This is a genomic window from Burkholderia sp. BCC1977 (assembly GCF_905339595.1).
Lineage (GTDB): Bacteria > Pseudomonadota > Gammaproteobacteria > Burkholderiales > Burkholderiaceae > Burkholderia.
This window is the reverse complement of record NZ_CAJPGQ010000012.1, coordinates 1-21,593: the sequence shown is the minus strand read 5'-3', so window position 1 is coordinate 21,593 and position 21,593 is coordinate 1. Positions and strand designations below refer to the sequence as shown.

21 protein-coding genes are annotated in these 21,593 nt (G+C 69.2%); 8 read left to right on the top strand and 13 right to left on the bottom strand.

Translation table 11 applies throughout. The features are described from left to right. Both U5771_RS12640 and U5771_RS12635 read right to left on the bottom strand, forming a co-directional pair. Complete coding sequence (locus U5771_RS12640) at positions 1-1,422, bottom strand: sensor histidine kinase (protein WP_322024288.1); 1,422 nt, start codon at positions 1,420-1,422, stop codon at positions 1-3. Beyond that, a complete protein-coding gene (locus U5771_RS12635; RefSeq protein WP_322024287.1) occupies positions 1,409-2,074 on the bottom strand; it encodes a response regulator transcription factor in 666 nt (221 codons plus the stop codon). Before U5771_RS12635 ends, U5771_RS12640 begins: the two co-directional genes overlap by 14 nt. Positions 2,075-2,322: 248 nt before the next feature. On the opposite strand from U5771_RS12635, the gene U5771_RS12630 reads away from it, so the two are divergent. The 3 genes from U5771_RS12630 (at position 2,323) to U5771_RS12620 (ending at position 5,147) form a co-directional block, all read left to right on the top strand. Continuing rightward, on the top strand, positions 2,323-3,348 hold the full coding sequence (locus tag U5771_RS12630) for an ABC transporter substrate-binding protein (protein WP_322024286.1): 1,026 nt from the start codon (positions 2,323-2,325) through the stop codon (positions 3,346-3,348). A gap of 113 nt (positions 3,349-3,461) precedes the next feature. After that, complete coding sequence (locus U5771_RS12625; RefSeq protein WP_322024285.1) at positions 3,462-4,772, top strand: MFS transporter; 1,311 nt, start codon at positions 3,462-3,464, stop codon at positions 4,770-4,772. A gap of 99 nt (positions 4,773-4,871) precedes the next feature. Further along, positions 4,872-5,147: a prevent-host-death protein gene (locus U5771_RS12620; protein WP_322024284.1), complete on the top strand. Its 276-nt coding sequence runs from the start codon at positions 4,872-4,874 to the stop codon at positions 5,145-5,147. 112 nt (positions 5,148-5,259) lie between these two features. Here the strand turns inward: U5771_RS12620 and U5771_RS12615 are convergent, their stop codons facing one another. Next, the gene (locus U5771_RS12615) at positions 5,260-7,062 is read right to left on the bottom strand and encodes a sensor histidine kinase (RefSeq protein ID WP_322024283.1); all 1,803 of its coding nucleotides are present in this window, start codon (positions 7,060-7,062) and stop codon (positions 5,260-5,262) included. Then, positions 7,059-7,706, bottom strand: a complete 648-nt coding sequence (locus U5771_RS12610; RefSeq protein WP_322024282.1) for a response regulator transcription factor — start codon at positions 7,704-7,706, stop codon at positions 7,059-7,061. The genes U5771_RS12615 and U5771_RS12610 overlap by 4 nt, the downstream gene beginning before the upstream one ends. Positions 7,707-8,013: 307 nt before the next feature. On the opposite strand from U5771_RS12610, the gene U5771_RS12605 reads away from it, so the two are divergent. Next, on the top strand, positions 8,014-8,466 hold the full coding sequence (locus U5771_RS12605) for a hypothetical protein (protein WP_322024281.1): 453 nt from the start codon (positions 8,014-8,016) through the stop codon (positions 8,464-8,466). A 102-nt stretch (positions 8,467-8,568) separates the two neighbouring features. Continuing rightward, positions 8,569-10,587: an LssY C-terminal domain-containing protein gene (locus tag U5771_RS12600; RefSeq protein ID WP_322024280.1), complete on the top strand. Its 2,019-nt coding sequence runs from the start codon at positions 8,569-8,571 to the stop codon at positions 10,585-10,587. A 15-nt stretch (positions 10,588-10,602) separates the two neighbouring features. On the opposite strand, the gene U5771_RS12595 is transcribed toward U5771_RS12600, so the two are convergent. The 6 genes from U5771_RS12595 to U5771_RS12570 all read right to left on the bottom strand — a co-directional run bounded on the left by U5771_RS12595 (position 10,603) and on the right by U5771_RS12570 (position 16,985). Then, positions 10,603-10,932: an addiction module antidote protein gene (locus U5771_RS12595; protein WP_322024279.1), complete on the bottom strand. Its 330-nt coding sequence runs from the start codon at positions 10,930-10,932 to the stop codon at positions 10,603-10,605. Beyond that, positions 10,929-11,261, bottom strand: coding sequence for a type II toxin-antitoxin system RelE/ParE family toxin (locus U5771_RS12590; RefSeq protein WP_322024278.1), 333 nt, complete (start codon positions 11,259-11,261; stop codon positions 10,929-10,931). The genes U5771_RS12595 and U5771_RS12590 overlap by 4 nt, the downstream gene beginning before the upstream one ends. 358 nt (positions 11,262-11,619) lie before the next feature. After that, on the bottom strand, positions 11,620-12,174 hold the full coding sequence (locus tag U5771_RS12585) for a protein tyrosine phosphatase (RefSeq protein WP_322024277.1): 555 nt from the start codon (positions 12,172-12,174) through the stop codon (positions 11,620-11,622). A gap of 224 nt (positions 12,175-12,398) precedes the next feature. Further along, the gene (locus U5771_RS12580) at positions 12,399-14,948 is read right to left on the bottom strand and encodes an alpha/beta hydrolase fold domain-containing protein (RefSeq protein WP_322024276.1); all 2,550 of its coding nucleotides are present in this window, start codon (positions 14,946-14,948) and stop codon (positions 12,399-12,401) included. After that, the gene (locus U5771_RS12575; RefSeq protein WP_322024275.1) at positions 14,935-16,662 is read right to left on the bottom strand and encodes a choline dehydrogenase; all 1,728 of its coding nucleotides are present in this window, start codon (positions 16,660-16,662) and stop codon (positions 14,935-14,937) included. The genes U5771_RS12580 and U5771_RS12575 overlap by 14 nt, the downstream gene beginning before the upstream one ends. Before the next feature lie 26 nt (positions 16,663-16,688). Then, positions 16,689-16,985, bottom strand: a complete 297-nt coding sequence (locus tag U5771_RS12570) for a hypothetical protein (RefSeq protein WP_322024274.1) — start codon at positions 16,983-16,985, stop codon at positions 16,689-16,691. Positions 16,986-17,047: 62 nt separating this feature from the next. On the opposite strand from U5771_RS12570, the gene U5771_RS12565 reads away from it, so the two are divergent. Together U5771_RS12565 and U5771_RS12560 are read left to right on the top strand one after the other, a co-directional pair. After that, positions 17,048-18,088 (top strand): AraC family transcriptional regulator, encoded by a 1,041-nt coding sequence (locus U5771_RS12565; RefSeq protein ID WP_322024273.1) that lies wholly within the window; start codon positions 17,048-17,050, stop codon positions 18,086-18,088. An 85-nt stretch (positions 18,089-18,173) separates the two neighbouring features. After that, a complete protein-coding gene (locus U5771_RS12560; protein WP_322024272.1) occupies positions 18,174-18,683 on the top strand; it encodes an N-acetyltransferase in 510 nt (169 codons plus the stop codon). An 8-nt stretch (positions 18,684-18,691) separates the two neighbouring features. Here U5771_RS12560 and U5771_RS12555 read toward each other — a convergent pair whose 3' ends face one another. The 3 genes from U5771_RS12555 to U5771_RS12545 form a co-directional block, all read right to left on the bottom strand. Further along, a complete protein-coding gene (locus tag U5771_RS12555; protein WP_322024271.1) occupies positions 18,692-19,645 on the bottom strand; it encodes a leucyl aminopeptidase in 954 nt (317 codons plus the stop codon). A 58-nt stretch (positions 19,646-19,703) separates the two neighbouring features. After that, entirely contained in the window at positions 19,704-19,826 is a 123-nt protein-coding gene (locus U5771_RS12550) for a hypothetical protein (RefSeq protein WP_322024270.1), read from the bottom strand. Between the two features lie 362 nt (positions 19,827-20,188). Continuing rightward, positions 20,189-20,644 carry an Lrp/AsnC family transcriptional regulator gene (locus U5771_RS12545; protein WP_322024269.1) on the bottom strand — a complete coding sequence of 152 codons (456 nt, stop codon included), beginning with the start codon at positions 20,642-20,644 and terminating at the stop codon, positions 20,189-20,191. A 117-nt stretch (positions 20,645-20,761) separates the two neighbouring features. Here U5771_RS12545 and U5771_RS12540 point away from each other — a divergent pair, with 117 nt between their 5' ends. After that, the gene (locus U5771_RS12540) at positions 20,762-21,307 is read left to right on the top strand and encodes an RBBP9/YdeN family alpha/beta hydrolase (protein ID WP_322024268.1); all 546 of its coding nucleotides are present in this window, start codon (positions 20,762-20,764) and stop codon (positions 21,305-21,307) included. Positions 21,308-21,593: the final 286 nt, after the last annotated feature.

Genomic DNA, 21,593 nt, shown 5'->3' with positions numbered 1-21,593 from the left:
CTAAGCTTCGCCCGCGTGCTTCGTCACTGCCCGCGGAAACGTCAGCACCACCGCAAACCCGCCCGCATCGGGAAACGCGAACCCGACGCGCCCGCCGTGCGCCTTCATCACTTCCTGCACGATCGCAAGCCCGAGCCCCGACCCCGTGCGGCGTTCGCTGCCGTCCGGCGCAATCCGCACGAACGGCTGCAAGGCCGCATCCCAATGCTCGCGCGGAATTCCGCGTCCGTTGTCGGTGACGGTCAGCGTCACCGTTCGATCTGCGTTGCCGGCGGTCGCGACCGACACGACGATATCGTCCGCATGCCCATGCAGCAGCGCGTTGTGCAACACGTTCGACAACGCCTCCTGCAGACTGATCGCATCGCCGTCGATCCACGCATGCGGTGAATCGCTCGCGAACGCGACGGCCACGTCGCGTTCGTCCGCGAGCGGAATCGTGCGGCCGAGCACGTCCTTCGCGAGCGCGACGAGTTCGACGGGTTGCAGCGGTACGGCCTCGGTGCGATGGATCACCATCGCATGATTGAGCAACTGTCCCGTGAGGCGCCCGACGTCCGAGCAGGTCGCGCGCAACGCGTCGAGCCGCGCCGCATGACGCGCGGGATCGACCTCGCCGTCGAGCAATTCGATCTGCGCGTCGAGCCGCGCGAGCGGCGTGCGCATCTGGTGCGCCGCGTCGGCGATGAAGCGCTGCATCGCGTTGATCCGCTCGGCCAGCCGGCGCATCAATCCATTGATCGAGCCGATGATCGCGTCGATCTCGCTCGGCGTATCGACGGCCACCGGCCGCAGGTCGGCCGGGTCGCGCGCGGCGATGATCGTGCCGATCTGCGCGAGCGGCCGCAGCCCGCGCCGGATCGCGAGGCCGCTCGCGCCGATCGCGAGCACGCTCATCAGCAGGATCAGCGTCCACACCTTGATGCTCATGTCGTTCGTCAGCTGCTGCCGCGCATTGGTTGTCTGCGCAACGGTGACGAGCGCCCAGCCCGGCGTGCTTTCCTCGGGCATGTAGCGCGCGATGGTCGCGGTGCGGATCCGGTGCCCCTGGTAGACGGCGTTCGCGAACGCCGGGCCTTGTTTCGCGGCGGCGAGCGTCGCGGGGCTCGCGAGATCGTTGTAGCCGGCCACGACGACACCGCGCGAATCGACGACCTTGTAGTAGACGAGGTCGTAGCGCGACAGCGTCGACAGCGCGGCGACCGGCGGGTTCAGCGCGAGCACGCCGCCCTGCACGTACAGGTTCTCCGCGACCTGGATCGACGCGCCGGCGAGCAACTGGTCGTACGCGCGTTCGGCCGCGACGCCCGCGTAATAGCGTGCGATCGCGGCAAGCGCGAGCGCGCCGGTCGCGACGACGAGCGCGATGAACAGCAGCGTGCGCCCGAACAGCGTCTTCGGGAACCAGTCAGTGCGCGGCAATCTGATACCCCATCCCGCGTGCGGTGCGGATCTCGACCGAACTGCCCTGCAGCTTCCTGCGCACGCGCGTCACGTATTGCTCGACCGCGTTCGCGGTCGGCTCGTTGCCGAAGCTGAACAGCTGGTTCAGCAGCTCGTCCTTCGAGAAGATCCGCTGCGGCCGGCTCGCGAGAATCTCGAGCAGCGCGAACTCCTGGCGCGACAGCGACAGCGGCTGGCCATCGAGTTCGGCAAGCCGGCTGCTGCGGTCGATCACGAGGCCGCCGAGCGTCAGCACGTCGTTCGCATGGCCGCTGTTGCGGCGCAGCAGCGCCTGCACGCGCGCATCGAGCTCGCGGTAGTCGAACGGCTTCACGAGATAGTCGTCGGCGCCGAGCCCGAGTCCGCTTACACGGTCGTCGATCGCCGAGCGCGCGGTGACGAGTAGCACCGGCGTCGTGCTGCCGGACGCGCGCAGGTTGCGCAGCACCGCGAAGCCGTCGAGGCCGGGCAGGTTCGCATCGAGCACGACGAGGTCGAAGCGCTCGACGCGCAGCAGGCTGTTCGCGGTCGAGCCGTCGGTTTCGAGATCGACGGCATGGCCGAGCCGCGCGAGGCGGCTGTGGATCGCCGCGCCGATTTCGGCATCGTCCTCCACGACGAGAATGCGCATGGTGCCGTTTTCAGGGTGAGGGGTTAGGGGTTTTCCCGAGGGCGGGATGTCAGCATTTTCTCAGACTCGCTCGATAACCTGTGTTCAGCCGGAGCAAGCGACGACGGCATTAATACCAGAGGAGACGGCAACATGCAGCATGTCACGGGCACGACGACGGCGCGGCCGAATGCGCGGTTGAACGCACGGCGCAGCCTGGCGCCGGCTGCCGCGTTGTCGCTTGTCGTCCGCCGCATGGAGGCGTGCGCATGACGACGTCGCCGCGCCGCCGCGCGTTGCTCGCCGCCGGCCTCGGCATGCTGGGCGTGCTCGGGGTGTCTTCGCTGGTGCGCGCGAAGCCGCGCACCGTGCGGATCTCGAAAGGCTATGGCGTGCTGTACCTGCCGCTGCTCGTGATGGAGAAGCAGCGCCTGTTCGAGCGGCACGCGGCGCGGCGCGGCCTGCGCGACGTCACGGTCGAATGGGTGCTGCTCGACGGCGGCAATTCCGTCAACGACGCGATGATGGCCGGCACGCTCGATTTCGCGGGTGCCGGCGCGCCGGGCTTCATCGAGCTGTGGGCGCGGGCGCGCGGGATTCCGAACGTCGAGGTGATCGGCATCAGCGGATTGTCCACGACGTCGCTGTCGCTCAATGCGAACCGGCCGGGCCTCGCGTCGCTGCGCGACTTCACGCCGTCCGACCGGATCGCGGTGCCGGGCATCCGCACGTCGCTGTCGGCGGTCGTGCTGCAGATGGTCGCGAGCCGGCAGCTCGGCGCGAAGCATTTCGCGCAACTCGACTCGATCACCGTGAACCTGCCGCATCCGCAGGCGATGCAGGCGCTGATCCGCCGCGAGCACGGCGTCACCGCCCACTTCACGTCGCCGCCGTTCTCGACGCTCGAGTTGCGGCAGCCGGGCATTCATCGCGTCGTGAATTCGGTCGACGTGCTCGGCCCGCTGACGCTCGACGTCGTGTTCGCGCCGAAGCGGCTCGTCGACGCGGAGCCCGCGCTGGCCGCGGCGTTTCTCGGCGCGCTCGACGAAGCGAACCGCCTGATCGCGCAGGACCCGCGCGCGGCGGCCGCGCTGTATGCGGCCTCGTCGGGTGTCGGCGTGTCGCACGACGACGTGATGCAGATGCTCGCCGCGCCCGACACGCGTTTCTCGGTGCTGCCGAACCAGCTGATGGACTACGTCGAATTCCTGTATCTCGCCGGCACGATCAAGGCGAAGCCGCGCGCATGGCACGAGATGTTCGCGCCGATGCTCGACGATTACCGGACCGGTTGACCGCCGCCGTCCGTCGCCGGACCCCGATTTCATCGAATACCACCGCGCCCGCGCGTGCGTCGCGCGCGGCGCCGATTCAACCGACAAGCAACCGATTCACGGAGGAGCCCGCAGTGAATGCCACCGAAACCCTGGACCCCGCGTCCGCCGAAGAACAGCGCATCATGTCGAAGATGGCGCGGCGCCTGCTGCCCATCCTCGTCGTGATGTTCCTGATCGCGTTCATCGACCGGCAGAACGTCGGCTTCGCGAAACTGCAGATGGTGCACAGCCTCGGGATGACCGAGGCCGCGTTCGGTCTCGCGTCGTCGCTGTTCTTCATCGGCTACCTGCTGTTCGAGGTGCCGAGCACGCTCGCGCTGCATCGCTACGGCGCCCGCGTGTGGCTCGCGCGGATCATGCTGACGTGGGGCCTCATCACCGTGCTGATGGGCTTCACGACGTCGATGCCCGCGTTCTGTTCGCTGCGCTTCCTGCTCGGGATCGCGGAGGCCGGCTTCTATCCGGGCGTGATCTATTACCTGACGCTGTGGTTTCCGCAGAGCTATCGCGCGAAGGTGCTCGGCATCTTCACGCTCGGCAGCGCGCTCGCGAACATGCTCGGCTCGCTGGTCGGCGGCGTGCTGCTGAGCCTGAACGGCGTGTGGGGGCTCGCGGGCTGGCAATGGGTGTTCGTGGCGACGGGCATCCCGGCCGTGATCGTCGCGATCGTCGTGTTCCGCGTGCTGCCGGCATCGTTCCGCGATGCGCCGTTCCTCGACGAACGCGAGAAGCAGATCGTCGCGGCCGCGCTCGAACGCGAGAAGCCGGTGCAGGCCGAGCATGCGCAGCCGTGGAAGGCGCTGCTGGATCCGCGCGTGATGCTGTTCGCGGCGACCTACATGCTGATGTCGACGTCGCTGTACGGTGTCACGTACTGGCTGCCGACGCTCGTGAAATCGTTCGGCGTGTCGAGCAGCACGAACGGCTTCCTGAGCATGCTGCCGTGGGCGCTCGCGGTGGTGCTGCTGGTGTGGCTGCCGTCGAAGCTGCGCCGCGCGAAGAGCATCCTGCGCACGATCTCGATCGTCGCGGCGCTCGGCGCGCTCGGCTTCCTGCTGAGCCTCGTGCTGCCGTCGACGCCGCTGCGCTTCGTCGCGCTCGTGCTCGGCGGCGCGTGCATCCCGTTGCTGTATCCGTGCTTCTGGTCGATGCCGCCGCGCTACTTCACCGGCGCGCGTGCGGCGGCGAGCGTCGCGGCGATCAACTCGATCGGCAACCTCGGTGGTTTCTTCAGCCAGAACCTGATGCCGTTCGCGGGCAAGGTGACGGGCTCGGCGTTCGGGCCGATGATCGTGCCGATCGTGTGTCTCGCGCTGCTCGGGATCGGCGCGCTGGTCGCGTGGACGCGCTCGGAGCGGGGGATGGTGGCGGCGCGGGCGTGATGGACGGTGGTCGTCCAGGGGCTGCGGTACCGCGCAGACCCTGCTCCCGATCGCGCCGATGGGCTACCGCGCACGCGTTCCGGATGCATGGAGCGCGACATGAAAGCGACGGCGATGTCCGTGCTTCGCGTCGATCGGAAGTTGCTTGAGGCAGCGGAAACCGTGTTGGGGGAAAACGATACGGTGCCTGCGTTCGTTGAATCGACGCTGCGCGCTGCCGTTGCACGCCGGCGGATGCGGCGCGAGTGTGTCGCGTGCGGTCCGGCGTCGGCCGATGAGGCGCGGCGCACCGGTGAATACGTCGATGCAGCAGAAGTCCAGACCCAACCTGGGGCGATGCTGAAAGCCGCGTGTGCAGCGATGGCAACGGATTAGACGCGTGCGGCGATCGACGAGCACGGTCGAACCAGTCACGATCCTCGCCGTTCGGCATCAGCGGGAAGACGACTACCACTGACTCACGCGGCGGTGTTCCGCGGCGGCTGCTTCAGCCTTGACTCTCGGTCCGCGACGTCCCCCGTGCGTCGTGCGCGATCGCCACATGCGCAGCCGACACCGGAATATCCACCTCCACCGTCGTCCCTTCGCCGAGCGTCGTGTCGATCCGCAGCGTGCCGCCGACGAGATACGCGCGCTCGCGCAGGCCGACCAGCCCGAACGATCCCGACTTGCGCGGCGCACCGGGATCGAAGCCCGCACCGTCGTCGCGTATCGTCAGCGCGATCGTCTCGTCCCGGTAAACGAGCGCCACGGTCGCGCTCGACGCGGCCGCGTGCCGTGCGACGTTCGCGAGCGCTTCCTGTGCGATGCGGAACACGGCCGTCGCATACGGTTCGTCGAGCAGCAACTCGCCCGGCTCGACGCGCAGCGCGCACGCCATGCCGTGACGGTGCTGGAAATCCTCCACGAGCCATTGCATCGCGGCCGCGAACCCGAGGTCGTCGAGCATCAGCGGACGCAGGTCGGACGCGATGCGCCGCGTGGCCGTCACCGCGCCGCGCGCGAGCGCATGCATCGCCGCGATCTTGCGCGCCAGCGGCGCGTCGTCCTGCGGCACGTGGTCGAGCAGCCATTCGAGATCGTTCTTCAGCGTCGCGAGCGTCTGTGCGAGTTCGTCGTGCAGTTCGCGTGCGATGCGGCGCTGTTCGGCCTCGCGTGCGGTCGCGCTGATCGCCGCGATCTCGCGCAGATCCTCGCGCGACGCCTGCAGCGCCCGCTCCGCGCGCACGCGCTCCTCGACTTCGCGCCGCAGGTCGCGGTTCGACGCGCTCAACTGGGCGGTGCGGGCCGCGACGCGCTGCTCGAGCCGTTCGTTCGCCTCGTTGAGCTGCGCGCTCTTCTGCACGACGAGCAGGTGCTGATAGCGCGCGCCGGCGAGCGCGCGCACCGTCTGCGCATGCAGCCGGCCGTTCTCGAACAGCAGCGCGAACAGCACGACGCCCGACGCGACGAGGCCGTAGGTCCGTCCGGCGTAGAAGCCGAGGTCGAAGCGCCCGTGATTCAGCATCGCCGACAGCGCGATGTCGAACAGCCACGCGACGAGCACGATCATCACCCACAGGTCGAGCACGGAATGACGGCGCCGCTGCTGCCACATCAGCACGAGCGCGGCCAGGTTCAGCGCCCAGACGATCGCGATCGCGATCGCCATCGTCGACGCCATCCGGTTGCCCTGCATGATGCGCGGCAGCAGGTCGTGGCCGGCGGTCGCGAGCAGGGCGAGCGCGACGGTCGCGCCCGCGGCCGACACGATGCAGAGCAGGATCGGGATCGCCGCGCGGCGTTGCTCGAGCGACGGCGGCCGCGCGCGCGCCGCCGCGCGCAGCAGCACGTACGCGGCGACCGCCAGCGGAAAGCCGCCGTGCCAGAACAGATAAAGCCACGCGGTAGTCTGTTCGCCCGCGCCGAGCAGGCCCGTCGGCGAGAACAGCCCCGGAAAGGTCAGCATGTGCGTGCCGGCCATGAAGCCCGTGAACAGGTAGCCGCCCGCGAGCGCGAGCAGCGATTTCTCGCGCAGGATCGCGTACTGGCCGAGCAGCAGGCCGGCCGTCACCATGTCGTTGACGACGATCGCCGACTGGTACACGGGAATGAAGCCCCACACGCGGGCAAGCGGGATGCCCGCGAACGGCGCCAGGGCGACGAAGATCACGGCCGACACGATCACCGTCGCGATCGCGAGCCGCCGCTCGCGCCGGTCGGGCGACAGCGACGACATGAACAGACGCGACGGATCCGGCGCGTCGCCGTCGTCGGTGGCAGCGGAGCGGAAGCGGAACGCGGACATCATGCGTCGTCCACGCCGAGGTCGAGATCGTGGCGCATCGCGTAGCGCACCAGCGCGGCTTCGTGCGGCAGTTCCATCTTCTCGAGGATGCGCGTCTTGTAGGTGCTGACCGTCTTCGCGCTCAGCGTGAGTTCCGCCGCGATCCGCGTGACCGTCTGGCCCGCGATGATGCGGCGCATCACGTCGAGTTCGCGCGCGGACAAGCGCTCGTGCGGCAGCATGTCGGCCGGCGCGCGCAGCGTGCGCGCGAGGCTTTCGGCCGCCGACGGGCTCACGTACACGCCGCCCGCCGCGACCTTGGTGACGGCCTGGACGAGCTCGGCGGTCGCGCTGTCCTTCGTCAGGTAGCCGGTTGCGCCGGCCTTGAACGTGCGCGCCGCGTACTGCGTCTCCGCATGCATCGTCAGCACCAGCATGCGCAGCGACGGCGCATGCGTCCTGACCAGCCGGATCAGCTCGATACCGGTCGGCGCGGGCATCGACAGGTCGAGCAGCAGCACGTCGGCGGTGCAACGCTCGGCCAGCTCGAGCGTCGCCGTGCCGTCGCTCGCCTCGCCGACGATTTCGAAACCGCCGGCCCGTTCCAGGATGTGACGCAGTCCGTCCCGCATGACTGCGTGATCGTCAGCCAGAATTACCCTGATCATCTAGCGGTCCTCTTCGGGATGACGCCGCGGGCTGTGCTGCCGGTTGTCGCCGCGGCCGTTCTTCTGATCAATATATTCCGCCGAAGCCGAAAATGGTGCACCTTCGGGAAATTTTTGAGACACCAGGGTGTCGAATGTGTCTTGCAACGAAATAATCGACGCGAAATGGTACAGGCGATAGGGCAAGGCGGGGTGGGTATTCCCGAGGAATCGTCGCCGTCGGGCGGCCGGCGTGCCTCGCGGACCACCCTGATTCAGAGATAAACTGGTGCCCGATTGCACTGTCCCGACCCGAGGAGCCGCCACGATGATCGATCTCGCCGACATCCTGCCGTCCGCGTTGCCCGACGCCGTCGCGTGGGCCGACGCGCAGGCGGCCCACGGGCTCGCGCAGGGCGTGCCGCTGACGCCCGGGCAGGCCGACGACGCGCGTATCGTGGGCGTCGCGCAGCCGGAGCGGATCCGCGTCGTGGTCGCCGACCGGCTGCCGTTCCCCGACACGCCGGCGCTGGGCGCGATCGCGCGCGACACCGGCCTGCTGTCGCCGGGGACGATCGGCCTCACGCTCGGCCATGCGGTGTTCGTGCTGCGCGGCCACGACACGCGACGCCTGCTCACGCACGAATTTCGCCATGTGCATCAGTACGAGGAAGCCGGGTCGATCGGCGCGTTTCTCGCGCGCTATCTGCACGAGGTCGCGACCGTCGGCTACCACGACGCGCCGCTCGAGGCCGACGCGCGGCAGCACGAGTTCGACTGACGCCGCCAGCCGGCGCGACTGCGCGCACGCTCCGATGAACCTTCCCCACACGCTCGCCGGCCCGGTGCAGGCACGCCGCGCCGCCACGCCGCGCGGCCCGCGATGAGCGACACGATCCACGCATGGCTCGGTGCGATCGGCGCGCACCCGGTGCTCGTGCTGGCGGTCGTGTTCGCCACCGCCTGTGCCGAGGCGATCGCGCTGATCGGCACGGTCGTGCCGGCCGGCGCCGTGATGTTCGCGGCCGGCACGCTGATCGGCGCGGGCGCGCTGGACGGCTGGACGACGATCGGCGTCGCGGCCGCCGGCGCGATCGTCGGCGACGGGATCAGCTACGAGCTCGGACGCCACTACCGCGGCACGATTCGAAACGGGTGGGTCCGGCTGGGTTATGCGGATGCCTATGCGCGCGGCGAGCAGTTCGTGCTGCGCCACGGGATGAAGAGCATCGTGCTCGCGCGCTTCCTGGCGCCGGTGCGCGCAGTCGTGCCGGTCGTGGTCGGCTGCGCGACGTTGCCGCGCCGGTCGTTCTATCCGGTCAACGTCGTGTCGGCGCTGATCTGGGCGCCCGTGCACGTCGCGCCGGGCATCCTGTTCGGCGCGTCGGCGGTGCTGGCCGCCGCGATCAGCGTGCGGGTTGCCGCGATCCTGCTGATGATCGCGGCGCTGGTCGCGCTCGTGTGGATCGGCGTACGCGTCGCGCTGCGTCGCGGCTGGCCGTTGCTGTGCCGCGCGGCCGGCGCGGCCGTGCATGCATGCGCGCGCCGCTGGCCGCGCGTCGGCGGCTGGCTGCACGACGCGATCGAGCGGGTGCGCCGCCTGCCGGGCGCGGTGCCGGTGTTCGCGCTGCTGTTCGTCGGCTGCGTGTGGCTGTTTGCCGGCATCGTGCAGGACGTCGTCGCGAACGATCCGCTGATGCACGCCGACATCGCGCTGTATGTGTTCCTGCAGAACCTGCGCACGCCGCCCGTGGATGCCGCGATGCGCGCGCTCGCGGTGCTGCACGGACACGATACGGGGCTGATCGTCGCGGCCGCGTTCCTCGTCTGGCTGATGATCCATCGCTGCTGGGTGACGTCCGCATGGTGGCTCGCGACGGTCGGCGTCGCGGTCGTGCTGGTGCCGGCGTTCGGCGCCGGCCCGCCCGGCATGACGCCCGCGAGCCTGCCGCCCGGCGCGCTGCACGTGCCGCTGCCCGACGCCGACGCGGCGTTCGCGATGCTCGCGAGCAGCGGCATCGGCTGGGTGATCACGCGCGACCGGCCCGCGCTGTGGCGCATCCCGGTCGTGACGGCGGTCGTGCTGTGGATCGTGCTCGGCGGCCTCGCGCGGTTGTACGTCGGCGAAACGTGGCTGTCGGGCTTGCTTGGCGGCTGGAGCCTCGGGCTTGCGTGGTTCGCGGTGCTGGCGGGCGCCTATGCGTACTGGCAGGTGCGCGAGCACGTGCAGCCGCGGGGCGCGCTCGTCGCGGTGCTCGTCGTGCTCGCGACGACCGGCGTCTGGACCGTGCCCGCGCAATGGCAGCTCGATCGCGCGGCGCGTCCGCACGTGGGCGACGTCGTCGCGATGACCGTCGATCAGTGGATGCGCGGCGGGTGGCAGCGCGTGCCGACGCGGCGCACCGAGATCGGCGGCGACCGCGAGGAATATCTGCCGCTGCAATGGTGCGCGACGTCGGATACGCTCGACCGCCATCTCTCGCTGGCCGGCTGGCAGCGCGCGACGCCGTGGTCGCCCGCCACCGCGCTGCGGTGGCTGCTGCCGCAGGCGCCGGCCGATGCGCTGCCGGTGCTGCCGCGCTATACGCACGGCGAGAGTTCGCGCCGCGTGTTCGTGCGCGTCGATCCGGCCCGTCCGGACAGCCGCCTCGTGCTGCGGCTGTGGCGTTATCCGTACGTGCTGCAGGATGCGCTCGGCACGCGGCCGCTGTGGTACGGCGCGCTGTATCGCGAGACGCTGCAACGGCCCGCGCGGCTGATGACGATCGTGCGCACGGCGACGGTCGACGATGCGGCGACGATCGCGCAGGCGCTGCAGGTCGAGCCGACGATCGAGCAGCCGCCGGCGGGGATGAGCGCGGCGCCGGCCGCGATGCTGCTCGTGTGGATGGTGCAGCCCTGAAACGCGGGCGGCGCGTCAGGCGTGCACCGGTTGCGCGGGGACGACGGACAGGCGCAGGCCGACCGTCTTGAGCACCGCGAGCAGGGTTTTCAGCGTCGGGTTGCCGTTGGGGGACAGCGTGCGATACAGCGATTCGCGGCTGATGCCGGCTTCGGCCGCGACCGTGCCGAGCCCGCCGTACGCTTCCGCGACCGTGCGCAGCGCGAGCAGCGCGGCCGCGCGGTTGTCGGGATCGTCGAGCGATTCCATCGCGACGCGCAGATAGGCCACCGCGAGTTCGCGGTCGGCACCGAGTTCGGCGACTTCCGCGTCGTGGTGCGATACCGCGCCTTTGAGCTTGTTCATGCTTGCCTCCGTTTCCAGTTCAACCAGTGTTCCTTCGCGCGCGTGATGTCGTCGGGCTGGCTGTGCTTGTCGCCGCCGGACAACAGCAACACCAGCGCGCTGCCGTACCGGCCGAAGTACACGCGATAGCCGGCACCGACGTGGATGCGCAGTTCGATCACCCCTTCGCCGACGGGCTCGCAGTCGCCGAAATTTCCGGTCTGCACGCGGCGCAGCCGCTCGCGAATCCGCGCTTGGGCGACCTTGTCGCGCACGGCGTTCAACCATTCGGTGAAAGGCTCGCGACCGTCGGCGCGCTGATAGCGAAGGAGTTCGAACTTGGAGAGCATTGTAACTTATAAGCTACATGAAGGAAATGGATATCGACGTGATGGCGTGGTCGGTCCGACGAGATGGATCAAGTGAAACGCACGCGGGCCAACTGCCGAAGCGAGACGAAGCACGGCGCAAAGGCGCTGCGCGGGAATGCCTGCAGTGCCTTCGTGGCTCGGGGTTTCGGGTGATGAGACCGGCTTCCCGAACGACGATCATTCTTTCATTCGGGGTGTGCGATGACGATTCGGCCGAACGGCCGATCTCGTCGGCGCGCGCGGGACACGCGCCGTGCAGGGGGATGAACTGCTCGAACAATCGACCCGCCGGTGCCGCCGCACGATGCGACGGGCGACCCGGCAGGTCCGGCCTGCGTTACTGCTTCGCGGGCGCGGCCGTCGCGACCTTGTCGAGCGCGGCCGGGATGAAGGCGTCGAGCTGCGCGGTCACCGATTCGTAGAAGTCGATCGGCTTGCCCCACGCGTCGGGCACGTCCTGGTGCGCGCCGGTCGCGTACTCGGCGAGCGTGAAGACCTTGCCCGCGGCCGACGGATAGAGCGCGAGCACCTTCTCCTTGTGCTTGTCGGTCATCGTCAGGATCACGTCGGAGTGCTTCACGTCGTTCGCGTTCAGTTGCACCGAACGATGCGCGGACGTGTCGATCCCGCGCCGCTTCATCAGGATCACGCCGTTTTCCTCGGGCTTTTCGTCGTAAGGATCCTCGTCGACGGCGCGCGAGATCACCGCGATGTGCGCGTGCCGTTGCGCGATCAATTGTCCGGCGATCGCTTCGGCCATCACGCTGCGTCCGGTATTGCCCGTATCGACGAACGCGACCTTCTTCGGTTCGTCCGCGAATGCCGACGTCGCGCACTGGACACCCAGGCAACAGAGCAGGGCAAGCGTCTTGAGGGGGTGGCTTCTTTTCATTCGTGTCTCCGCCAGGGTGGGGTGGTCGTCGCCGCGGCATGATGCCGGGGCTGGCGGAGATCATGCCGGCCGCGTGTGGCGGAAAAAAAATAAACGGCCGGTTTTGGCAAAAGGGTGTCGCATTGTTGCAAACCGGTCGATCGAGGCAGCCGCGCTTCGCTGCCTCGATCGCCATGCATCGCTGCATCATCGCTACGTTGCTACGTTGCTACGTTGCTACGTTGCTACGTCGTCGTCACCCGCTGAGCGGCAAACCCCGCCAGCGTCCGCAACGCGTCGCGCGCCGAGCGCAGATAAAACGCCTGCAGATGAAACACGTGCCAGCGCGCGGCATGAATCTCCAGCCGGCACGGCACGCCGCAGGCGAGCGCATGCTCGGCGAGTCGCTGCGCATCCGACAGCAGCACTTCCTGGTCGCCGGCCTGCACCAGCATCGGCGGCAGGCCGCGCAGGTCAGTGTCGAGCGGGCCGCGCGCCGCATGCGAGCCGGCACCGTGATACCAGCGCAACCCCTGTTCGAGCCAGCCGCGACGGATCATCGGATCGTCGTGGCGGCGCGATGCCAGCGTGTCGCCGCCCAGCGCGGGGTCGGTCACGGGCGAGATCAGCAACAGCGCGGCCGCGGCCGGCTCGCCGCGCTCGCGCAGCGCCATGGCGAGCGCCAGCGCGAGCGCGCCGCCGGCCGAATCGCCGGCAATTGCGATCCGGTGCGGCGCGTAGCCCTGCGCGCGCAGCGCATCGTATGCGGCCAGCGCGTCGTCGAGCGCCGCCGGGCTCGGATGCTCGGGCGCGAGCCGGTAGTCGGGCACCCACACCGGCAAGCCGGCTTCGGTTGCGAGCCGCGTCGTCACGCCGCGATGCGTATGCGGGCCGCCGAGACAGAACGCGCCGCCGTGAAGGTAGAGGATCGCGCCGCCCGCCTCGCCGCGCTTCGGCGCGATCACTTCGATCGGCACGCCGGCGGCGGACGTCCGGTAGCGCAGCGTGCCGCCCGCGCCCGGCATCAACGGCGACAACAGCGCGACGACGCGGCGCTGCATGCGCGCGCCGAACGGCGGCCCGATCAGCGGCCGGAACGCGACGCGCAGAAAGCCGCGCAGCGATGCCGCGGCGAGTGCTTCCACGCGGCCGGCAGGCGGCGCGACGACGGCACCGTGCGGCGTCGTCGGAGTTGTCGTCGGTGTCGGTGTCGGTGCCGATGCCGATGCCGATGCCGGTGCCGGTGCCGGTGCCGGTGCCGGTGCCGGTGCCGGTGCCGGAATTGGCGTCGCCGTGCCGGGCAGCGGCTGCGTGAAGCGGTACGCGGACAGCCCCGCGAAGCGCGTGATCCATCGATAGGTGAGCGTGAAGCCGGGCCAGTTCGTGCTGTTGTGGCCCGATGCATCGACGTACCAGCTCTTGCAGCCGCTCCACACCGAGCCTTCGAGCCGCTGCTGCACATGCGTGTTGTAGCGCCGGTAGCGGCGCGGATCGACGTCGATCGCGCGCGCGCCGTCGCGCCGCATCGCACGCACGCAGCGCATCACGTGCGCGATCTGGCTTTCGAGCATGTAGACGATCGAGTTGTGGCCGAGGTTGGTGTTCGGGCCGTACAGCATGAAGAAATTCGGGAAGCCCGGCACGGTGAGCCCGAGATACGCCTGCGCGCCGCGCCGCCAGGCGTCGTTCAGGTCGAGCCCGTCGCGGCCGGTGATGCGCATCGGCGACAGGAACGCGGTCGCCGCGAAACCGGTGCCGTAGACGATCGTGTCGACCGGATGATGCACGCCGTCGTCGGTCTCGATGCCGGTTTCCGTCACGCGCCGGATACGCTGCGTGACGAGCTCGACGTTGTCGCGGTCGATCGCGGCGAGGTAGTCGCTCGACAGCAGGATCCGCTTGCAGCCGATCGGATAGTCGGGCGTGAGCCGTGCGCGCAGCGCGGGGTCGCGCACGTCGCGCGCGAGCAGCTTGCGGAACGGCCGGCCGACCGCGACATCCATCAGCCCGTGCAGCCGCGTGAATGCGATCGCCCGCGATTCGTAGCGCACGTAGATCGACGCGCGATGCAGCTTCATCGCCCACGGCAGCCGGCGGAACAGCGCCCGCTCCCACGGGCGATACGCGCGGTCCGGACGCGGCATCACATAGGCCGGCGAGCGCTGGAACACGACGAGGCGCTCGACGTCGCCGGCGATCGCGGGCACGAACTGGATCGCCGACGCGCCGGTGCCGACCACCGCCACGCGCTGGCCCGCGAGCGGGTGGTCGTGATCCCAGTGCGCGGAGTGGAACGCGCGGCCGCGAAACGTGTCGATGCCGGGCAGGTCCGGCATCGCGGGGCGGCTCAACTGACCGGTGCCGCTGACGAGCACGGCGGCGCTGAGCGTCGTGCCGTCGGCGAGCGTGACGTGCCACAGCGCACGGGCCTCGTCATATTGCGCGCGCTCGACGCCGGCACCGAAACGCAGGTAGCGTGCGAGGCCGTACTTGCGTGCGCAATGCTGCAGGTACGCATGGATTTCGGGCTGCGGCGCGAACACGCGCGACCAGTTCGGGTTGGGCTCGAACGAGAACGAGTACAGATGCGACGGCACGTCGCACGCGGCACCCGGGTAGCGGTTGTCGCGCCACACGCCACCGACGTCGTGCGAGCGCTCGACGATCGCGAAGTCGTGAATGCCGGCGCGTTGCAGTGCGACGGCCATGCCGATGCCGGCGAAGCCGGCGCCGATGATGAGCGTCGACAGCGGCGCGGCCGATTCGGCGGGACGGGAGGCTTCAGGCGACGACATGGCGGGTTTCCTCGAGCTGGATCGCATCGTGCGGCGCGCACGACGCGGGAACGGTGTCGCGATGCGCCGGCGTAGCAGCCGGTTCGCATTCGGTGTCGACGGATGCGCCTGCCGGCACACGCCGCACGCCGCGAATCAGGTCGACGGCCTTCTCGGCGATCATGATCGTCGGCGCGTTGGTGTTGCCGCCGATCAGCGTCGGCATGATCGACGCATCGACGATGCGCAGCCCCTGCAGGCCGTGCACGCGCAATTGCGGATCGACGACCGCGAGCGTGTCGCGCCCCATCCGGCAGGTGCCGACCGGGTGATACACGGTGTCGGCGCGCCGGCGCAGCACGTCGCGGATCTCGTCGTCGGTCGTCACGTTCGCCGTGAACAGGTCGCGCGTGATCCATGCGGCGAGCGCCGGCGCTTCCATCAGCCGGCGCGTGAGCCGGAAGCCGGCGACCATGTCGTCGAGGTCGCGCGGATCGTCGAAGAACGCGGGGTCGATGCGCGGCGCGGCGAGCGGATCGGCGCCGTGCAGCGTGACCGAGCCGCGGCTGCGCGGCCGCAGCAGGCACACATGGCACGACAGCCCGTGGCCGGCGTGCAGCCGGCGCGCATGATCGTCGACGAGCGCGACGACGAAGTGCAGCTGGATGTCGGGCGCATCGAGGTCGGCACGCGTCTTGAGGAAGCCGCCGCCTTCCGCGAAATTCGACGTCAGCATCCCGCGCCGTTCGCGACGAAAGCGCGCGAACTCGCGCAGCATGCGCAGGCCGCCGCGCGCGGACACGCCCATCGTGTCGACGCTGCGCGCGCGGTAGCCGAGGATGAAGTCCGGGTGATCCTGCAGATTGCGGCCGACGCCGGGCAGGTCGGCGCGCACCGGAATGCCGAGCCGCTGCAGTTCGCGGGCCGGACCGACGCCCGACAGCATCAGCAATTGCGGCGTCTGCAGCGCGCCGGCCGCGAGCACGACTTCGCGCCGGGCGCGCAGCGTGCGAACCTCGCCGTGCTGCCGCACCTCGACCCCCGTCGCGCGCGCGCCGTCGAACAGGATACGCAGCACCTGCGCGTGCGTCTCGACCGTCAGGTTGTCGCGGCGGCCGACGTGCGGCAGCAGGTACGCCCGCGCCGCGCTCCACCGCTCGCCGTGCTTCTGCGTGACCTGATAGATGCCGACACCTTCCTGCTGCGCGCCGTTGAAGTCGTCGGTGAGCGGCAGGCCGGCCTGCCGCGCCGCTTCCAGGTAGCGCGCGTGGAACGGGTTGCCGGTGCGCAGGTCACTGACCCACAGCGGGCCGTCGCGGCCGTGAAACGGGTCGTCGAAGCGCTCGTTGTGCTCGCTCAGGCGGAAATACGGCAGCACGTCGTCGTAGGACCAGCCTTCGTTGCCGAGCGCGGCCCAGCCGTCGTAGTCGACGCGATGGCCGCGGATGTAGACCATCGCGTTGATCGCGGACGAACCGCCGAGCGCCTTGCCGCGCGGCTGATAGCCGATGCGTCCGCCGAGCCCGGGCTGCGGCACCGTATCGAACGCCCAGTTGTTCACGCGGGTCGGCAGCATCGCGACCGCGCCGGTCGGCACGTTGACGATCGCGTTGTCGCCGCGGCCGCCGGCCTCGAGCACGCAGACGGTGACGGCCGGGTCCTCGCTGAGGCGCCCCGCGACGACGCAGCCGCCCGAACCGCCGCCGACGACGATGTAGTCGAAAGTCTTGCTCATGAAATCGTCTCCCGATGGTCGATGGGTCAGGCGATGCGCGCCGGCGCGCGCAGCGGCGGCTCGAAGGCCTGGCCGCACGGCGGGGCGAACGGCGGGGCGAACGGGGTGGTGCCGCCGTGGCGCGCGGCGCCGTGGCGGTGCCCGTGCAGCGCGGGCGGCCGTGGTCCGCGCTGCACGCGGTCGAATGCGTCGCGCGGCCGTGCGACGCGGGTGGCAAGGTCGGGTGGGCGACTCGGTCGCATGGTGTCTCCTCCGGGGGCGTTGGCGTCGTTCAGGCGACGACTGATGACGCCGATGGTGCGGGCCGCATGGGAAAACACCAATGCTGCTTCGGGACAATTGTTTTAGTATTTGGGCCAAATCGGCGCTTCGAGGGTTTCTCAGCATGAGCTTCTGGGACTTCACCCGGAGTCCGGCCAGCGCGCGGCTGCTGGTCGATTTCGGCGACGAACGCGGCGTGCCGCGCACGAAGTTGCTGGCCGGCACGGGCCTCGCGGACGCGCAGCTCGACGATCCGAACGTCGAGGTGACGGCCGCGCAGGAGCTGCGGCTGAGCGGCAACCTGCTGCGCGCGCTCGGGCGCGCGCCGGGCCTCGGGCTCGAGGTCGGGCAGCGCTACCACTTCTCCGCGTACGGCGTGTGGGGCTACGGGCTGATCGCGAGCGCGACCGCGCGCGATGCGCTGGCGCTCGCGATGCGCTTCCTGCCGCTCACGTATGCGTTTACCGTCATCACCTACCGCGAGGAACCGGACATCGGCGTGCTCAATTTCAGCGCGCCGGAGCTCGAAGCCAACCTGAGCCGTTTCCTCGTCGAGCGCGACATGGCGGCCGCCGCCGTGCTGCTGCAGGAAATCGGCGGCGGCGATTTCGCGTTGTCGCGCTTCACGATGCAGGCGCCGAGCGCGAGTGCATCCGCTTTCGCACCGGCACCGCGCATCGCGGGTGTCGAACCCGCGTTCGGCGCGCGCGCGAACAGCCTCGCGTTCGACCACGCGTTTCTCGACCGGCCGCTGCCGCATGCGAACCCGCTGACGGTCTCGATGTGCGAGCAGATGTGCGGCCAGCTGGTCGACGCGCGACGCGCACGGGTCGGCACGTCGGAGATGGTGCGGCAATATCTGACGGCGACGCCCGGCAACGTGCCGTTCTCGCTCGAGGACATGGCGCGTCTGATGAACACGAGCCCGCGCACGCTGAAGCGCCGGCTGCAGGAAGAAGGCACGACGTTCCGGGTGCTGCTCGCGCAGGCGCGCGGCGCGATGGCCGAGACGCTGCTCGGCGATGCGCGCCTGTCGCTGACCGACGTGGCCGAGCGGCTCGGCTTCAGCGACCTGTCGAGTTTCTCGCAGGCGTTCAAGCGCTGGTACGGTGTGCCGCCGGGCACCTATCGCAGCGGCCTGCCGCGCGACGGCGGCCCGCATTGACGCTGCATTGAAGCCGCATTGAAGCCGCATTGAGGCCATCCCGCGCCACGCGCGCATTCTCCAACCCCTTCACGAGAGGACCCGCATGATCACGCTTCGCCCGATGACCGAAGACGATTTCCCCCGCTTCTGGCCCACGTACCACGCGATCGTCGCCGCGCAGGAGACCTACGCATTCGATCCGGCGCCGACGCGTGAAGCCGCTCGCGCGCTGTGGCTCGACGCACCGCTTTGCACGTGGGTCGCCGAGGAGGACGGCGTGCTGCTCGGCTCGTACTACCTGAAGGCGAACGCGGCCGGGCCCGGCAACCACGTGTGCAACTGCGGGTACATGGTCAGCGAGGCCGCGCGCGGCAAGGGCGTCGCGCGTCTGATGTGCGAGCACTCGCAGCAGGTGGCGCGCGAACGCGGCTTCCTCGCGATGCAGTACAACTCGGTGGTCGCGACGAACGAGGTGGCGGTCGCGCTGTGGCAGAAGCTCGGCTTCGAGATCGTCGGCCGTTTGCCGCGCGCGTATCGTCACGCGCGGCTCGGTTTCGTCGATTGCCTCGTGATGTACAAGTGGCTCGGCGACACGGCGGCCGCCGACGCCTGAGGCCACGGTCAGACGGCGAACGCGCCGTCGAACACGATCCGCTCGTCGAACGCGAGCGTGCCGCGCGCGAAGATCAGGTCGAGGTGGTGGCTGCCGTTCGCGCCGCCGCCGAGGCCGAGATGCAGGCCCGGATGACGTTCCTCGAACCCCGCATTGCGGCCGTACAACCCGCGGATGCACAGGTTCGTGCCGATGCCGAATTCCTCGATGCGCCGGTGATTGTCATGCCGGTCGAGATACGACGCGAAGTCGCGCCGGAAGCCCGCGTCGTCGCTGTCGAAATCGACGATCAGGCTGTCTTCGACATGCAGCGTCGCGAGCCGCTCCGCCACGCGATACTTGATCGCGAACGGCACGGTGCCGAGGAACGTGCCGCTGAACACGATCGAGCCGTGCAGGTCGGTGACGTGCGTCGCGATCTCGCCGGGCACGACGTCGAGATTGCCCATCCCGTCCACGCTCGTCCATTTCTGGTCCGGCGCGAGCGAGCCGGTCAGCGTGTTGCCGGCTTCGTCGATGAAATGAATCTGCGATGCGCGCGCGGCCGCTTCGATCAGCCGGCCGTTGCGTGCGGCGATGTCGTCGAGCGATTCGGCGAACGCCTCGTCGAGATGCGGGCCGTAGTCCTTGAACAGCACCGACTTGCTCCAGTGCTCGACGATCGCGGGACGGATCGCGGCCAGGAACGGCGGGCCGCTCGGCGACGGCGTCGGCAGGCATGACGAGTCGTACAGCAGCACGAACAGGTCCGCGTGCGTGAGCGCGGCGGCGATGTCGGCGGGCGGGGTGGTGTCGAGGCAGAGGGTCGTCGCGTCGAGCGAGTCGGGCAGGGCGGAAAACGCGCGCAGCGCGATGTCGCGGTTGCGGGTGTCGTAGCCGACCAGCAGCTTGCCCGTCTCGCCGCGTGCGAGCTTGTCGCGCAGCGCCGGGTGATACCCCAGCGCGCGGTGCAGGTTCAGCATGCGTGTCTCCGGAAGCGGCGGAAGGGCCGCGGCCCTTCCGCGGGAACGGGCTGGCCGCTCAGACCGGCCAGAGCGCGGTGCCGAACGGCACCACGGCATCCTCGACCATCATGTCGACGGCCTCGGGGTGAGTCTCTTCCTGCATCCAGTCAAGCAATTCGATCTGCCGGGTTTCCTGCATGTCAATTCTCCTGTGGTGAACATGAGCGATTCAACATGAAAGCGCGGTAAAGGAATGACCGCCGCTCATCCGCTATTTTTTGAATACCGGACGAGTGGCGTCGATATTAGTCTGATGATTTCGCGAATGCAATGCATTGCAAGGTTTTTAGCCGTAATGGGCTAAACAAGCGGAATTGCAGCGCATCGCGGGATGGCGCCGAATCAGTCGAATCACGAATGGCCGGATTATTTATCGAATCTCGGGGCCGTGAACGATTAATCGATTGCTAGATTTTTTAAATCATTAAACCAATTGCGCCGATCATTTCGATTTGCATCATTCGCGATCGATGCCGACGCCATACTGCACCATCGCCGGCTTCAGCCCAGCAGCGCCTTGCCGAGCGGCTTGACCGGCTCGGACCGGAGCACCAGCGACGTCGTGACCGCGCCGAAGCGGGCAATCGCGTCGATGATGGTTTCGAGCTGACCGGGTGTCGGCACGAGCACCTTCAGCAGGAAACAGTCCTCGCCGGTCATCCGGTGAACCTCGATGACGTGCGGCATCTCGGCAAACGCGCTCAATGCGGGCTTGATGTGCTCGTGCGTGGTTTTCAGCCGGATGATGGCCGTCATCCCCAACCCGAGCGCGGCCGGGTCGATCCGCGCGGTGTAGCCGGCGATGATGCCGCGTTCCTCCAGGCGCTTGACGCGCTCCGACGTCGCCGGCTGTGACAGCCCGACGCGCCGGCCGACTTCGGACAACGGCGTGCGCGCATTCTCCTGCAGCGCTTCGATGATCGAAATATCCAGGCGATCCAGTTCTCCGTCGGGCATCTCCGCCTTCCTGTTCCGTTAATTCATCGGGATTCTGTCTCAATATCCGATGACTTGCCATTCCGCGCGGCAGTCCCGCAGGTCAGACTGGGCGCTCTCATGTTCATGGAGGCGGGAATGGAGCGAAGCATCGTCATCGTGCCGGGGATCGGCAACTCGGACGCGGATCACTGGCAGACTCACTGGGAGACGGCGCTTCCGCGCGCCACGCGCATTGCGCCGGCGTCGTGGGAGACGCCCGACCTGACCGACTGGATCGCGGCGCTCGATGCGGCCGTCGCGGAGGCCCGGACGCCGCCGGTTCTGGTTTGTCATTCCCTCGGGTGCCTGTTGTTCGCGCATTGGCGTGCCGCTGCGGCGCGCCCGGTGCACGGGACGTTTCTCGTGGCGGTGCCCGATCCGAACGGTCCGCGTTTTCCGGTCGCCGCGCAGGCGTTCGCGCGTGTGCCGGACGAGGATTTCGGCGACCGGCCGGTGGTGGCGATCGCCAGTTCGGACGATCCGTACGACCCGTCCGGGCGAGCAGTCGCCTGGGCGGCGCAACGCGGCGCGACACCGCTGGTGCTCGGCGCGCGCGGCCATTTGAACGCGGCTTCCGGGCTCGCGGAGTGGGACGAGGGGCGCGCGCTTTTCACCGCTTTTACTGCCGGACTGGGCGCGTAGCCGAAGTCGGGTTTCAGCGCGCCCCCCGGTTTCCGGGCGGTGCGCACGGCATCCCTGTCACCGGCGCACGCCGGGCGCGTGACCGGTCAAGTATCATCGATCGATCGGCGCACCGGTTTCGGCATCGGGATCGGGATCGGGATCGGCGCCCGGCCACGACAAGGATTCCGCAGCGACCACGCCACGGCCACGGCCGTCAAGCCGCGTCGACGTTGCGGGCCCCGAGCCCCGAGCCCCGAGCCCCGAGCCCCGAGCCCCGAGCCCCGAGCCCCGAGCACCGAGTACC

What these genes read in the sequence shown, in the direction of transcription:
- U5771_RS12545 (WP_322024269.1), bottom strand. Translation starts at nt 20,644, where the DNA reads ATGCCCGACGGAGAACTGGATCGCCTGGATATTTCGATCATCGAAGCG.
- U5771_RS12620 (WP_322024284.1), top strand. Translation starts at nt 4,872, where the DNA reads ATGAAAGCGACGGCGATGTCCGTGCTTCGCGTCGATCGGAAGTTGCTT.
- U5771_RS12540 (WP_322024268.1), top strand. Translation starts at nt 20,762, where the DNA reads ATGGAGCGAAGCATCGTCATCGTGCCGGGGATCGGCAACTCGGACGCG.
- U5771_RS12550 (WP_322024270.1), bottom strand. Translation starts at nt 19,826, where the DNA reads ATGCAGGAAACCCGGCAGATCGAATTGCTTGACTGGATGCAGGAAGAG.
- U5771_RS12580 (WP_322024276.1), bottom strand. Translation starts at nt 14,948, where the DNA reads ATGTCGTCGCCTGAAGCCTCCCGTCCCGCCGAATCGGCCGCGCCGCTG.
- U5771_RS12630 (WP_322024286.1), top strand. Translation starts at nt 2,323, where the DNA reads ATGACGACGTCGCCGCGCCGCCGCGCGTTGCTCGCCGCCGGCCTCGGC.
- U5771_RS12635 (WP_322024287.1), bottom strand. Translation starts at nt 2,074, where the DNA reads ATGCGCATTCTCGTCGTGGAGGACGATGCCGAAATCGGCGCGGCGATC.
- U5771_RS12605 (WP_322024281.1), top strand. Translation starts at nt 8,014, where the DNA reads ATGATCGATCTCGCCGACATCCTGCCGTCCGCGTTGCCCGACGCCGTC.
- U5771_RS12565 (WP_322024273.1), top strand. Translation starts at nt 17,048, where the DNA reads ATGAGCTTCTGGGACTTCACCCGGAGTCCGGCCAGCGCGCGGCTGCTG.
- U5771_RS12560 (WP_322024272.1), top strand. Translation starts at nt 18,174, where the DNA reads ATGATCACGCTTCGCCCGATGACCGAAGACGATTTCCCCCGCTTCTGG.
- U5771_RS12575 (WP_322024275.1), bottom strand. Translation starts at nt 16,662, where the DNA reads ATGAGCAAGACTTTCGACTACATCGTCGTCGGCGGCGGTTCGGGCGGC.
- U5771_RS12590 (WP_322024278.1), bottom strand. Translation starts at nt 11,261, where the DNA reads ATGCTCTCCAAGTTCGAACTCCTTCGCTATCAGCGCGCCGACGGTCGC.
- U5771_RS12585 (WP_322024277.1), bottom strand. Translation starts at nt 12,174, where the DNA reads ATGAAAAGAAGCCACCCCCTCAAGACGCTTGCCCTGCTCTGTTGCCTG.
- U5771_RS12595 (WP_322024279.1), bottom strand. Translation starts at nt 10,932, where the DNA reads ATGAACAAGCTCAAAGGCGCGGTATCGCACCACGACGCGGAAGTCGCC.
- U5771_RS12555 (WP_322024271.1), bottom strand. Translation starts at nt 19,645, where the DNA reads ATGCTGAACCTGCACCGCGCGCTGGGGTATCACCCGGCGCTGCGCGAC.
- U5771_RS12615 (WP_322024283.1), bottom strand. Translation starts at nt 7,062, where the DNA reads ATGATGTCCGCGTTCCGCTTCCGCTCCGCTGCCACCGACGACGGCGAC.
- U5771_RS12600 (WP_322024280.1), top strand. Translation starts at nt 8,569, where the DNA reads ATGAGCGACACGATCCACGCATGGCTCGGTGCGATCGGCGCGCACCCG.
- U5771_RS12610 (WP_322024282.1), bottom strand. Translation starts at nt 7,706, where the DNA reads ATGATCAGGGTAATTCTGGCTGACGATCACGCAGTCATGCGGGACGGA.